Source organism: Chitinophaga sp. Ak27 (assembly GCF_012726295.1).
Taxonomy (GTDB): domain Bacteria; phylum Bacteroidota; class Bacteroidia; order Chitinophagales; family Chitinophagaceae; genus Chitinophaga.
The window spans coordinates 1,514,218-1,527,649 of the sequence record NZ_JABAOB010000001.1 but is presented as its reverse complement, the minus strand read 5'-3'; the positions used below and the strand labels follow the sequence as shown (position 1 = coordinate 1,527,649).

The 13,432-nt window shown below is 45.0% G+C and carries 10 protein-coding genes; 8 read left to right on the top strand and 2 right to left on the bottom strand.

Annotated features, from left to right (window positions below; all coding sequences use genetic code 11):
- Positions 1–57: 57 nt before the first annotated feature.
- Entirely contained in the window at positions 58–1,386 is a 1,329-nt protein-coding gene (locus tag HGH90_RS05985) for an amidohydrolase (protein WP_169190633.1), read from the bottom strand.
- A gap of 195 nt (positions 1,387–1,581) precedes the next feature.
- On the opposite strand from HGH90_RS05985, the gene HGH90_RS05980 reads away from it, so the two are divergent.
- The 4 genes from HGH90_RS05980 to HGH90_RS05965 all read left to right on the top strand — a co-directional run bounded on the left by HGH90_RS05980 (position 1,582) and on the right by HGH90_RS05965 (position 5,897).
- Complete coding sequence (locus tag HGH90_RS05980; protein ID WP_248276967.1) at positions 1,582–2,802, top strand: amidohydrolase; 1,221 nt, start codon at positions 1,582–1,584, stop codon at positions 2,800–2,802.
- Positions 2,803–2,868: 66 nt separating this feature from the next.
- Complete coding sequence (locus HGH90_RS05975) at positions 2,869–3,726, top strand: AraC family transcriptional regulator (RefSeq protein WP_169190631.1); 858 nt, start codon at positions 2,869–2,871, stop codon at positions 3,724–3,726.
- A 151-nt stretch (positions 3,727–3,877) separates the two neighbouring features.
- Positions 3,878–4,615, top strand: a complete 738-nt coding sequence (locus HGH90_RS05970) for a helix-turn-helix domain-containing protein (RefSeq protein ID WP_168767590.1) — start codon at positions 3,878–3,880, stop codon at positions 4,613–4,615.
- A 16-nt stretch (positions 4,616–4,631) separates the two neighbouring features.
- Positions 4,632–5,897 (top strand): FAD-dependent oxidoreductase, encoded by a 1,266-nt coding sequence (locus tag HGH90_RS05965; protein WP_169190630.1) that lies wholly within the window; start codon positions 4,632–4,634, stop codon positions 5,895–5,897.
- 52 nt (positions 5,898–5,949) lie between these two features.
- Here the strand turns inward: HGH90_RS05965 and HGH90_RS05960 are convergent, their stop codons facing one another.
- Positions 5,950–6,321 carry a MarR family winged helix-turn-helix transcriptional regulator gene (locus HGH90_RS05960; RefSeq protein WP_211093153.1) on the bottom strand — a complete coding sequence of 124 codons (372 nt, stop codon included), beginning with the start codon at positions 6,319–6,321 and terminating at the stop codon, positions 5,950–5,952.
- 114 nt (positions 6,322–6,435) lie between these two features.
- Here HGH90_RS05960 and HGH90_RS05955 point away from each other — a divergent pair, with 114 nt between their 5' ends.
- The 4 genes from HGH90_RS05955 to HGH90_RS05940 all read left to right on the top strand — a co-directional run bounded on the left by HGH90_RS05955 (position 6,436) and on the right by HGH90_RS05940 (position 13,409).
- Complete coding sequence (locus HGH90_RS05955) at positions 6,436–8,688, top strand: excinuclease ABC subunit UvrA (protein WP_168767593.1); 2,253 nt, start codon at positions 6,436–6,438, stop codon at positions 8,686–8,688.
- Between the two features lie 295 nt (positions 8,689–8,983).
- A complete protein-coding gene (locus HGH90_RS05950) occupies positions 8,984–10,093 on the top strand; it encodes a hypothetical protein (protein WP_168767594.1) in 1,110 nt (369 codons plus the stop codon).
- A 33-nt stretch (positions 10,094–10,126) separates the two neighbouring features.
- Positions 10,127–12,115: an amylo-alpha-1,6-glucosidase gene (locus HGH90_RS05945; protein WP_169190629.1), complete on the top strand. Its 1,989-nt coding sequence runs from the start codon at positions 10,127–10,129 to the stop codon at positions 12,113–12,115.
- 4 nt (positions 12,116–12,119) lie between these two features.
- The gene (locus tag HGH90_RS05940) at positions 12,120–13,409 is read left to right on the top strand and encodes a glycosyltransferase family 4 protein (RefSeq protein WP_168767596.1); all 1,290 of its coding nucleotides are present in this window, start codon (positions 12,120–12,122) and stop codon (positions 13,407–13,409) included.
- Positions 13,410–13,432: the final 23 nt, after the last annotated feature.

Here is a 13,432-nt window from a genome sequence, read left to right as displayed (position 1 = left end):
CAAAAATAAAGGCGGGAAATTACTCCCGCCCTTCCACGCAGCCTCAACACAGTGTAACTAGTATACGATTTGTCCTTTATTAATCAGCGATTTTACAGCAGATATTCTTGCTACTGCTTCTGCAGAACAGCTGGCATCTACCAGTACCACATCCGCAGTATCGCCGGCTTTGGGCCATTGCTGCACGCCTTTATCATCAAGCGGGAGTACGTTTCCCGTAGCCAGTTTAAGACTCCTCGATAACAGGAACTCGGAGGAGTAACCATATAACTGGGCCATGGTATGGGCCTTTTCCAGTACGCTTCCTGACCCAAACGTGCTCCAATGATCAATGATGCTGTCGTTTCCGGTCATCACAGTTACGTTGTGCTTGTAGAGTGCAGGTATAGGCATAATAAGCCCGCCGAATGGAATGGTAGAAATGATCCCAATCCCTGCGGCGCCCAGTTGCTCCGCAATTTCCTCCTGCTTCACTTTGTCGAGCTTAGCCAGTACAAAGCAGTGGCTAAGGAATGTTTTATGCTGAAGGGAGGGATTTTCGTTTACTTTCTTAATCAGGTATTCTACAGTTTTTAATCCGGATTCTCCTGATTCATGCAGATGGATATCGATCCCTTTTTTATTGTCCAGCGCCAGTTGTACGGTGAAATCTATCGTTTTTTCAATAGCGCCATCAATGGTGTAGGGGTCAAGGCCGCCGATGAAATCGATGTCCATCTTTGCTGCTTCCTGGAGATAGGGGACGGAGTCGGTATAGAATACGCCGTGCTGGGGGAATGCTACCAGTTCGGCGTCAAAGGAATGTTTTTTGTTTTCCAGGGCCTTCAGTAGGTTATGGAGCGATTGGAGTTTTGAAGTAGGTTCAATATTGACATGGCTCCTGGCAAAGTTGGTCCCTTTAGACTGCAACAGTTCCACCAGCTTTTCCGCCCGCTGAGTAGAGGTCTTCAGCATCTCGGGCAGAATTTTCTGTTCCAGGGCAATCATGCCTTTCACCCCGCCCGGGCCTCTCCTGGTAGCCTGCCAGGGACCGCCGTAGAAGGTTTTGTCGAGGTGAATATGCATATCCCTGAAAGCCGGGAGCATCAGCCAGCCCTTTGCGTCGATAGCACTGGTGGCACTTGGTTTATTAGCAGAAATGCTTTTAATCTTTCCGTCTTTGATTTCAACACAGAATAATTCGGTCGTTGTGTGGACTACTTCCCCTTCTTCATAAACAAATCCTGTTTCCAGTCGCACATTCTTTAGCAGGTAGCCTTTCCCGCGGGTCGCTTCACCGGCAACGGCTTCGGCAGCGCCCAGTAAGCCGGACGCAAAAGCCACGCCTGCCAGTCCTAGCCCAGACATTCTGATAAATTCCTTGCGGGATATTTCGGTTTTCTTCATAGTCCCAGTCATTTTTATACAAAATTAACTTTCATGATTGTTTAAGCTGTGAAGGATTCATGATATCCCTTGAAAGATTTATCAATAATTCATGAGTAGTTATAAATCTTTCAAGTATCCGGATAGATAATACAACGTTCCGGAGCTATTTACCACTTACTTTGCCACCATAATCCGGGAATAAAAATGAATCAAATGGATAGAATAGCAAATGAGCGTCGCTATATATTTAAGAATGTATTGTTGGAAACGGGTTTTGAATACGAAGGCGATGAGGCGGTAAAAACAAAGACTGCACTTTTCTGTGTTGAGATGGCTGACGGTAAGATTACAGCAATCTCCCCCAACGATCGTGGCAGGGACGCCATAGATGCGAAAGGTTGGCTGATGCTTCCTGCATTTAAGGATATGCACGCCCATTTGGATAAGATGCTTTACGGACTGCCATGGCAGGCGGTGTCAGCCAAAAGAAAAACCGTGAAAGATCAGATTGCCTATGAGCAGAAAATGATTCCCGAATGGCTGAAAACTTCTATAGAGCGAACAGAAAAGTTGGTTGACTTCCTGCAGTCAAACGGTACGCACTTTATCCGCTCTCATTTCAACATCGATCCCACTTCCGGTTTTGACTCCTTGAAGCACCTGGAAATAGCGCTGAAGAATAAGGAAAAAACGGTCGGTGCGGAACTGGTGGCGTTTCCCCAGCATGGGCTGTTTTATACCAAGACGGCGCCGTTGCTGAAAGAAGTAGTGAAAATGAATATTGATTTCATCGGTGGCGTTGATCCCTATTCCATTGATGGCAGTATAGAAAAGCCAATGGAACTGATTACGCAACTGGCTATCGATCATCATAAGGGTATTGATATTCATTTGCATGAAGTGGGAGAAACCGGTGTGAAAACCATCGAATACCTGATCAACAAAGCAAATGAAAACCCGGTGCTTCGTGGCAAAAGCTTTGTAAGCCACGCTTTTGCACTGGGGCATCTTTCCGCATTGGAAACAGAGCGCATGGCCGCCCGCCTGGCAGAAGCCGGTGTGGGTATTGTTTCCTCGGTGCCTTTCGGCAACACTATTATGCCTATTCCGCTGCTCAGGAAACATGGAGTGGAAGTGCTGGTGGGGAATGATAATATCCAGGATCACTGGAGTACTTTTGGTCCGGGGCATATGCTTCAAAAAGCGAAACTCATTGCAGGCCTTTACGGTTATAGTTCCGAATGGGCGCTCTCCAGGGCACTGGGCTTTGCCACCAGGTATGTACTTCCACTGGATGATAAAGGGAACCAGCAGTGGCCTAAGACGGGTGATGATGCTAACCTGGTATTCATGGAAGCCACCTGCTCTGCTGAAGTAGTGGCAAGGATTTCACCCGTTAAATCCCTCGTGCATAAAGGAAATATTGTATTCTGATAAATGCATGTTTTTGCCATAAATTTCCATATTTTAGAAGTTGAACTCCCGACTTAATCTGCTGATATGAAGATTTATGACAATACAGGCTATATCCCTGTCTTAGGTATCCATGAATTCAGGAAAGGCCAGCTGGCTGGAAGGGAGGAATTCCTCTTCAATGAACTGCATGGTGAACGTCATATCGACAAGCCGCATAAGCATGACTTTTTTATCATCAATTTGTTTGAGTCAGCCAAAGGTGTGCATACCATCGATTTCCACGACTATCCAATCGGGAATAAGCAAATTCATATACTGTTTCCCGGCCAGGTACATACCTGGAGCATTAAGCCCGGTACAACAGGTTACCAGCTGATGATACAGCAAAATTTTTTTGAGCGTTTCGCTTCTTTCTTCCGTTTTTCGTTTTCGAATTATATGAATCACCCGGTGATTCCGTTGACCAGCGAAAGTTTCAAATTGCTGAAGTATGAATTTGGTGCCATCCGGGATGAGCTGAATTCGACCAACTCCGTACAAGAGGTGATCAGTGCCCGGGCAGCGGTGATTGCTGCGGTTGTGAGCAAGGAAGCAGAGCATATTTTTACCGGTTTGAAAGTGTTCCAATGTAACCCGAGGTTGGCGCAATTCAATATGCTGATTAATAAATTTTACAAGCAGGAAAAACTGGTGGGTTTCTATGCTGCAAAGCTGCACATCTCCGCCAATTATTTAAATATTCTTTGTAAAGCTCATCTCGATGTATCGGCTACCAAGTTAATACAGCAGCGGGTGCTGTTGGAAGCCAAACGGTTGCTGCAGACTACCGGTCTCTCTATAAAAGAAATTGCGTTTGAACTCGGTTTTGTTGACCACGCCTATTTTTCCAACTTCTTTAAAGCACAGGCAGGCCTTACACCTACACAATTCAGAGAGGGATAACGCAGCAGTGTACGTGGTATGATATGCCTGGGCTGACCAACCCAAAGATCAATTGGGATTGCCGGTCATTCAGGCGATGACGCCAGGTGATATTACCCGTAGGCTTTTTTGCCGGCAAATGAACGTTTAGTATTATTTATAATGAAGTGGCATGGAACTAAAAAGTATACAACCCGTTAAGGCCCTTACAGATTTTGTTGAAAGCTTTTGGATGATCCGGAATGATTCAGCAGAAAACAAGGACATTATCTTGCTGCCCGACGGGCGGTTCGATATTATTTTTTCTGCTGCTGCTAATGAGCCTTTTCATGCTACACTCCGGGGCCTGGATACCCATCCTCATCAGGGAGTCATCCCGGGGCGCGTGACCATGTTTGCGGTTAGCTTTAAATTACTTGCCATCGAGTATTTACTCGATAATAAAGTGGCAGCTGTCTTAAATGAAGGGGAGCGGCTACCAGCTGGATTTTGGAATATAGTACCTCCTGACCTGGAGGATTTTGAAAGGTTTTGTGAAAAGATTTCAGCTACCATGCTTGACAGGATCAAGCCCGGTATCGATAACCGTAAAAAAGAATTATTTGACCTGATTTATGCTTCCAATGGTACGCTCACCGTGCAGGAGCTGTCGGATCAGGTAGCCTGGAGCAGCAGGCAGATCAACCGGTATTTTAATGCGCAGTTTGGGATTTCATTAAAAGCCTACTGCAATATTTTTCGATTCAAAGCGTCGCTGCAGCAGATTAAAGAGGGAAGGCTTTTCCCCGAGTTAAACTTCGCCGACCAAACTCATTTTATTAAAGAAATCAAAAGGTTTTCCGGAGTAGTCCCGAAAGAACTGGCAAAAAATCAGAACGGCCGATTTATACTATTATCAGACGCATTGTGATAGTAATTTTGTGGCCATGAAGATTGATGACAAAAAGATAGCTATCATCGGCGGTGGCCCTGGTGGTTTAACCTTAGCAAGACTTTTACAGCTAAAAGGCGCCCATGTAAAAGTATATGAACGGGATATTAATAAGGATGTCAGGGTGCAAGGTGGTGCGTTGGACCTGCATACAGAATCGGGTTTGGCGGCGCTGGCACAGGCCGGGTTAATGGATGCCTTTAAAGCGAATTATCGGCCGGCAGCGGGATTAATGCGGGTGGTAGATGACCAGCTAAACATTCATTTTGATGAACACGCCGAAGGCAAAAAAGGAGATTTCGGTGATAAAAACCATCGGCCGGAGATCGACAGGGGCCCCTTAAGACAATTGCTTTTGAATTCGCTGGAGCCAGATACCGTTGTGTGGGATAGCCACGTTTTATCGATTGAACAGACACAAGACAACTGGAAAATAGTTTTTCAAAATGGGCATACCACGTCGGCTGACCTGATCATTGGGGCCGATGGAGCCAACTCTAAAATCAGGCCCTTTGTTACCTCCATTAAACCTTACTGGACGGGCATTACCATGCTGGAAGGGGCGTTGAAAGACGGCGCCAAAACAGCTCCTGTTATCTGCGAATTATTAAAGGGAGGAAAGTTATTTGGTTATGGAAATGAAAAAACACTGATCGTCAGTTCCAAAGGCGATGGTAGTTTTGGATTTATGGCCAGTTTTAAATCTGATGAACATTGGGCAAAGGAAAATGGTATCGACTTTAAAGATCATCGCCAGGTGCTCACCTGGTTCAGGAAGGAGTTTGCTGAGTGGAGCCCCGTTTGGTGCGAGCTATTTGAAAGCCCCGATACCATCTTTATTCCGCGGCCGCAATATTGCATGCCCCTGGATCAAAAGTGGGAGGCCAATGCCAATATCACCTTATTGGGGGATGCCGCTCACTGGATGCCACCTTTTGCGGGCGAAGGAGTGAACATGGCTATGCTGGATGCGTTACAGCTCGCCGAAGCGCTTACCAACCCGGCATTCAGCAATGTCAAACAAGCCATTGGTTACTATGAAAAGCAGATGTTGGGTCGGTTCGCCAAAATAGGCCAGGGGACGTTGTTCAATACAAAATGGATGCACCAGCCTAATGCATTAGGGAATATGTTGGCCATGTTTGGCAAAAACAAATTGAAACAGGGAGTATTCATAGCCAGGTATGTTATCGAGACCAGCATCGCACCGTTTATCCGGAAAATTTTAAGACGGCCGCCCCCGAAGGAAGTATTCCGTTAGGAGCCTCAGCAGCCTGCGCCGCATCCGGAAGCAATTGACCAGCTATAAGGAACTACTTTTCCGAAGCGGTATCATCTATATTATGCATGACTTTTGCCAGCAGCAAGGTCAGGGTCTTCAGTTCAGCTTTTGTGAGCGTTTTAGAAACCTTTTGCGCAACCGTTTCCCTAAAATTTTCTGAATTGTCGACAATGAACCTGCCCTTGCTGGTTACACGGAGGTAAAAGATTCGCCGGTCTTCCTGGGACTGTTCCTGTTCAATGAAGCCGTTTCCAACAAGAAATTTAAGCTGCCTGGAGATAGCGGGGGGACTTATGCTGAACGCCTTTGCCGCCTGTTTGCCCGTGCACTTGTCGTGCCGGTAAACGTATTCGATGATATTGTAGTGGGTGGCTGTTACACCGTTTATATCTCCCTTCTGCATATTTGCCAAAATGAAACACTGCAAATCTGTAAATACGTTATAAAATGCCCGTTGATTCCGATCCATTAAAAAAATAATAGTTAACTTTGTTAATTATTGTTAAAGTTAACCAAAATGAAGCAGATTACCATATCCAATGCGAGGCAAAATAACCTGAAGAATATTTCGGTGGCGATACCCAAAAACAAGATTGTCGTTTTTACCGGAGTTTCCGGTTCGGGAAAATCGTCGCTGGTGTTTGAAACAGTAGGTGCAGAAGCCCAACGCCAGTTTAACGAAACGCAGGGCAGCTTTCTTAGGAACCGTCTCCAGCATATCGGAGTGCCGGATGTAGATAAAATCGAAAACCTGAATGTTCCCATTATAATCAACCAGAAAAGGCTTGGTGGGAGCGCAAGGTCAACGGTAGGAACAGCTACGGATGTCTATGCATCATTGCGACTGCTTTTTTCCAGGATGGGAAAGCCGTTCGTAGGGTACTCCAATGCGTTTTCGTTCAACAACCCATTGGGAATGTGCCCGGAATGCGAAGGGCTTGGTTTTGTTCAGACCGTTGACATCGATGCATTGATAGACAAGGATAAGTCTTTGAATGAAGGCGCCATCCAATTTCCTACTTTCCAGCCAGGTGGTTGGCGTTTGACCAGGTATACGCTTTCTGGTTATTTCGATAACGACAAGAAGCTGGAAAAGTATTCCCCGGAAGAACTGAATATACTATTAAATGCTTCCGAGCACAAACCGCACAAGCCGCATAAGGAATGGGGAAAAACCGTGAAATACGAAGGCATAGTACCCCGGATCGAAAAAGCGTTTCTGAAAAAAGAATCAAAAGAAAATATCACGCGTAAGGAGGCCCTGAAGAACATTATTATAACGAAGCCTTGCCCAGCCTGTGGTGGCAAGCGGCTGAACGATAAGATACTGTCGTGTAAAATCAGCGACAAAGATATTGCGGATTGCACCGCGCTTTCAATAGACGAGCTGCTCGGGTTTGTCGGATCGCTGAAGTCCGATTCCTACGAAACCATCATTACAGAACTTAAAAATAAACTCAAAAACATTGTCGACATCGGGCTGCAATATCTGACGCTCGACAGGCGGACAGATACGCTTTCGGGCGGCGAAAGCCAGCGTATAAAAATGGTCAAGAACCTTGGCAACAACCTTACAGATTTGCTTTATATTTTCGACGAGCCCAGCATCGGGCTGCATCCCAAAGACCTGCAGCATATCGCCTCGGTCATCAGGCAGATAAAAGACAAGGGAAATAGCGTACTCGTTGTCGAACACGACCCCGATCTTATCAAAATCGCTGATTGGGTGATCGATATGGGGCCGCAGTCGGGCAAGTATGGAGGAGAAATCGTTTATGAAGGCTCTTTTGAAGGATTAGAAAAGTCAACCGGAAAAACAGGACTGTATTTTGCAACAAAACCCCGCATCAATCACCGTCAAAGAAAGGCAAAAGGATACCTGGAAATCGAAAACGGGCACCTGCATAACCTCAAAAACGTCAGCGTAAAAATTCCTAAAAATGTATTGACAGTTGTTACAGGGGTTGCCGGTTCAGGCAAGAGCACCCTGATCAACAAGGTGCTGCCCAGGTTTTATCCCCAGATAACTATTATCGACCAATCCTTATTTGCTGCAGGCATACGATCCAACCTGGTCACATACCTCGGCTTGTCTGATGATTTAAGGGCACGGTTCTCTAAAGCGAACAAGGTCTCCCCAAAACTTTTTAGCAGAAATAGCGAAGGAGCCTGTGAAAACTGCCGGGGAACAGGAGTTGAAAGAATTGACCTGGCATTTATGGACGATATCGAACAGCCCTGCGAAGTTTGCGGAGGTTCAGGGTTTAGGCCAGAGGTGCTGAAATATCTTTACCACAACAAAAGCATCGCTGAAATAATGAATATGACGGTTGAAGAGGCGATTGATTTCTTCCCGGACGAATTGTACGCCGGTTCATTTGACATGCTATCCAAACTGGGATTGGGCTACCTGGCCCTGGGGCAGCGGCTGGATAGTTTTTCCGGCGGAGAAAGGCAGCGGCTGAAATTAACAAGGGAGTTAAAGCACTCCAATAGAATAATTGTTCTCGATGAACCAAGTACAGGGCTGCATCCCAGTGATACCCAAAAACTCCTGGATTTTATGGATGCCCTGGTTGATCAGGATAATAGCCTGATCGTGATCGAACACAACCTGGACGTTATTGCACATGCCGACTGGATCATTGACATTGGCCCCGGTGCTGGAAAATACGGAGGCTATATTTTGTTCACGGGAACTGTCTCTGACCTGTTGAAAAACAGCACCTCGGCAACGGCAGCCTATTTAAGGCAGCATCTGCACATGTGAAGTCCTATCATACCCTTTTTTTCCGCCAGAAATGAGCCAGGACCCCAGCCTGTTTCAGTGACATATACTACTGCATATGTCACTGTTTTTAGGTAGAGTTCGCTTACCTGCCTGGTAAAGACCAATGATTTTCAAATAAACAACATTAGTGACGAGCATCAATAATGATAGTGATGGTTGTCATAATTTCCGGTCATGAAATGGCTTTATTTAGCGTAGAAGTTACTTTAGAGATGAAGTAATAAAAGTCATATATGGGCATAATGATATAATTAAGCAACTAAAAAGAAGCGTTATGTTACCAGAAGAATTACTCCGTTTGCGTAAGGAAAAGGGTGATCCCTGTATATCTCTTATCGTGCCCCTGTCGGGAAAAGAAAAGAAAACAGATCACCTGGTAATGCAGGAAGCCATAGAAAAGACCGGTAATTTTTTGCAGGGAATGTATCCGGCTTCACTGACAGAGAGATTGTTGATTTCGTTACGGCAGTTAGGTAATGAAATTGTTCAGAACAATGATCCTATAATGGAAGGGGTGGGCATCTATATTTCACCTGAGATTAACATGTATTTCAGTTTTCCTTTCCCGGTACGGGAAAAAATATCTATTGGCGACGCTTTTGAGATAAGGGAATTACTCTTTCTGCAGCATTATGCTGTTGACTATTTTTTATTACATATCAACAGGAAAAAGGTGTCATGTTTTAGAGGGACTATAAATAAACTGGAAGAAATAAAGGACGATCATTTTCCAATGTCGTTTCAACAGGAATATGAATATAGCCGGCCGGCCAGTGGCTCATCCTATGCTGGTTATGCTGTATTGCAGAATTTTGAGAAAGATAAGTCCTTTATAGAGGCTGATCGCTTGAAGAGCTTTTACAGGGAGGCAGACAAGGTATTGGGAGGTTACATCAGTTCCGCTCCGTTAGTAATAGCAGGCCCGAAGAAAGATATTGCCATACTGGAAGATGTTTCGTACCATACTAAAAACATCATTGCCACTTTTAATGGTAATTATACTTATTCAACATTACATGAGCTTGAAAAGCGGGCCTGGGCATCTGTACGTGCATGGGTCGACAATCAGGAACACATAAGTTTACTTGAGTTGATGCAAAAAGACAGGTCCCAGGTAATTGAGGGATTAAAACATGTATGGAAAGCTGCAAGAGAAGGAAAGGGACTTAAGTTGATAGTTGAGAAAGATTATGCATGTCCTGCTTTTACAGATATCAAAGGGGAGAAATTATTCCTTAAACCACCTAAATCCCATTATCGCGTTATTATTGATGTTGTAGATGAAATCATGAAAACAGTCATTGAAAAAAATGGGGAGATAAAGTTTGTGAAAAATGATGCATTACAGGAATACCAGCATATCGCATTAATTACCCGGTATTGAATCCTTGTGATCATCAAATCATAATCGGTTTTTATGTCAGCAGTTGATAGTGTACAGACAAATTTTAGTGGCTTGAATGATCCACTGAGAGCTATGGGAAAGGAATATTTATTAACGGGGAAAGGTGGAAGTTATGTGGCATCAACTATTGGCAATTGTAATACCAGGAAGTATCATGGCTTGTTTGTTGTTCCACAGCCCCGGATTGACGGTGATGGACATGTGTTATTATCTGCATTGGATGAAGCGATAAGCGACGAAAGCGGAACCTGGGAATTGGCGATGCACTGCTACCCTGGTGTTTATTATCCGGAAGGATACCGGTATATCCTCGAGTTTACCGGGCCGCCGGTTCCCCAATGGATATATCAGGCGGGATCTCTGCGTTTAAAGAAAGAATTGCTGCTGAATTTTGAAGATGACCAGTTACTGATAAAATATACCCTGATAAACGCTTCCGGCCCTGCTACGTTACAGCTGATGCCTCTTTTATCTTTTCGCAATATGCATACACTTAGTAAGGCTAATGCTTATATAAAAGAAGAAGTAACACCAATTAAGCAGGGTATAAAAATGCAGTTATATTCCACTTATATGCCATTGTATATGCAATTATCGGCTGATGCTGTGTTTGTTCCGGCGCCGGATTGGCATTTTAATGTGGAGTATCCGCTGGAGGCGGAACGGGGATATGAATTTCGTGAAGATTTGTATCGGCCAGGGTATTTTGAAATAAGTCTTTGTCCGGGGCAATCCGTTATATTTTCTGCGGGCCTGAAAGAAGCCAGCGTGATTAAAGTACCTGCTTTTGATCAGCTATTGGCGGAGAAAAAGGTGCCGACGTCGCTCGAAGATTATTTGATGAATGCTGCACGGCAATTTATAGTGAATACCAACGGCGATCTGGCAATTAAAGCTGGTTATTACTGGTTTGGAAGATGGGGGCGTGATACCTGCATTGCGTTACCGGGATTGATGTTACTCACTGGAGACAGCCAGGGATTCAAATCCGTTTTAAATGGCCTGCTGCGTGAATTAAAAGATGGTCTTTTACCTAATACAATTGCGGAGGGTTATTCTTCCTACAATACCGCTGATGCATCCCTTTGGTGTATATGGGCGTTGCAACAATATGTACAGCGGTACGGCAATGCTTTGCAGGTATGGAAAGAGTATGGGCCTCAGTTGAAGTCCATTTTACATCATTATAAAAACGGCACCCGCTTCGGAATAAAGATGGAAGAAGATGGGTTAATATACGCCGGCGAAGATGGGTATGCACTTACCTGGATGGATGCAGTAGCAGCTAATGGTCCTGTGACACCGCGCGCAGGCAAAGCAGTCGACATAAATGCTTTGTGGTATAATGCGGTCTGCTTTTGCCTGCAACTGGCGAAGTTGGCAAAAGAGGTGGACTTTATCAACACATGGGGACTGCCGCCTGAAAAAATAGCCGATGCTTTCCGATGTTGCTTTTGGGATGCAGAAAAACAATATCTGGTTGATTATGTCAACGGTAATTATAAAGATAAAGCGATGCGTCCTAATCAATTGCTGGCAGTGTCGTTACCATATACCCCGTTGATGCCGGAAATGCAAAAAGCGGTAATCGATAAGGTCCGGGAACAGCTACTGACACCAAGGGGATTACGCACCTTATCTCCGGAAGATAGCCGGTATTGCGGACATTACTGTGGAGACCAGGAGGCCCGCGATCACGCTTATCATCAGGGCACCGTCTGGCCCTGGCTATTGGGACATTTTACCGAAGGTTATCTGAATGTTTATGGATATAAAGCACTGCCATTGTTGGAGGAACTTTATGCCGGTATGGTTAAGGCATTGGATGAATATTGTCTTTACTCCCTTGCTGAAGTGTATGATGGCGATCCTCCCCATAAAGCCGGAGGCGCTGTGGCTCAGGCGTGGAGCGTGGCAGAATTATTAAGAATGAATGATTTGATTAAACAATACCAACACAAAGCCATTTTATTACCCAATGATATGATAGTAAAAGCGTGAAAAAATGAAGGTCCTCATGTTCGGCTGGGAGTTCCCGCCATATATATCAGGTGGTCTTGGCACCGCCTGTCATGGCATCAGTAAAGGCCTCCTGGCTTGTGATGTGGATGTAGTATTTGTAGTGCCGAAAGCTCAGGGTAATGAAGATACAGGTAAAATGAAGCTGGTAAGCGCAGCAGCCGTCCCTATGCCTGTTAGGCGGGATACTGCTGCCGGCTTTTCTGGTGCACTTACTTTCTTTGAAGTGAATTGTCCCCTGGTGCCCTATCTTAGTCCTGATCAGTTTGCAAAACATAACCCCGCAGCGTTTCAAGAGTCGCAACACGGTGAAATGGAAAATGAAACACAAACCACCCATTACACCTTCAACGGGGGATATGGTAAGGACCTTATGAAGGAAGTTTGGCAGTATGCGCTTGTTGCTGCCGAAATAGCAGATACCAATAGTTTCGACATTATTCATGCTCATGACTGGTTATCTTTTCCTGCCGGAATTATGGCAAAAGAAGTCAGCGGAAAGCCACTGGTGGTTCATGTACATGCCACAGAATTTGATAGGGCCGGTGATAGCATTAACATGCAGGTTTACGAAACAGAACGGCAAGGTATGTTGCAGGCAGATCAGATCATAGCCGTAAGCGAATTTACACGTCAAACTATCATCCACAAATATTATATAACGCCGGAGAAAGTAGTCACCATTCACAATGCAGTGGATAATAGTCCCCGAACTGTCATGCCGGCTGTCAGTCCATTCAGGGAAAAAGTGGTGACCTTTATTGGCAGAATTACCTGGCAGAAAGGACCTGCCAGCTTTATAGAAGCAGCTGCCAGAATATTAAAGATTGATAAAGGATTCAGATTCGTTATGGCTGGAAATGGAGATTTGCTTCCGGCGATGATGAAAATGGCGGCTCGCTTGCGAATATCGTCCAATATCCATTTTACAGGTTTTCTCAAAGACCAGCAGCGCGAGCAGTTACTGGCAAAGAGTCATGTAGTGGTGATGCCGTCGGTATCAGAACCGTTTGGCATCGTACCGCTGGAAGCTATCAGAGCTGGTGTACCGGTGATCGTATCAAAGCAATCCGGTGTTCAGGAAATATTGCAGTATGCGCTAAAGGTTGATTGGTGGAACACAGATGCCCTGGCCAATGCTATTTATGCGCTGGCACAGTATAAAGGGTTGTCGGGTATGTTGGCAAGGGAGAGTGGGAAGGAGGTTGCCGCATTGCGCTGGGAAAAACAAGCGCAATTGATGAAGGAATTATACGAAAGCTTGCTGAATCTGTAAATGTTAAGCAGATCTTCCTGCTG

Bases quoted from the DNA above. Each gene is read 5' to 3' on its own strand.
- HGH90_RS05985 (WP_169190633.1), bottom strand. From the start codon at position 1,386: ATGAAGAAAACCGAAATATCCCGCAAGGAATTTATCAGAATGTCTGGG.
- HGH90_RS05980 (WP_248276967.1), top strand. From the start codon at position 1,582: ATGGATAGAATAGCAAATGAGCGTCGCTATATATTTAAGAATGTATTG.
- HGH90_RS05975 (WP_169190631.1), top strand. From the start codon at position 2,869: ATGAAGATTTATGACAATACAGGCTATATCCCTGTCTTAGGTATCCAT.
- HGH90_RS05970 (WP_168767590.1), top strand. From the start codon at position 3,878: ATGGAACTAAAAAGTATACAACCCGTTAAGGCCCTTACAGATTTTGTT.
- HGH90_RS05965 (WP_169190630.1), top strand. From the start codon at position 4,632: ATGAAGATTGATGACAAAAAGATAGCTATCATCGGCGGTGGCCCTGGT.
- HGH90_RS05960 (WP_211093153.1), bottom strand. From the start codon at position 6,321: ATGCAGAAGGGAGATATAAACGGTGTAACAGCCACCCACTACAATATC.
- HGH90_RS05955 (WP_168767593.1), top strand. From the start codon at position 6,436: ATGAAGCAGATTACCATATCCAATGCGAGGCAAAATAACCTGAAGAAT.
- HGH90_RS05950 (WP_168767594.1), top strand. From the start codon at position 8,984: ATGTTACCAGAAGAATTACTCCGTTTGCGTAAGGAAAAGGGTGATCCC.
- HGH90_RS05945 (WP_169190629.1), top strand. From the start codon at position 10,127: ATGTCAGCAGTTGATAGTGTACAGACAAATTTTAGTGGCTTGAATGAT.
- HGH90_RS05940 (WP_168767596.1), top strand. From the start codon at position 12,120: ATGAAGGTCCTCATGTTCGGCTGGGAGTTCCCGCCATATATATCAGGT.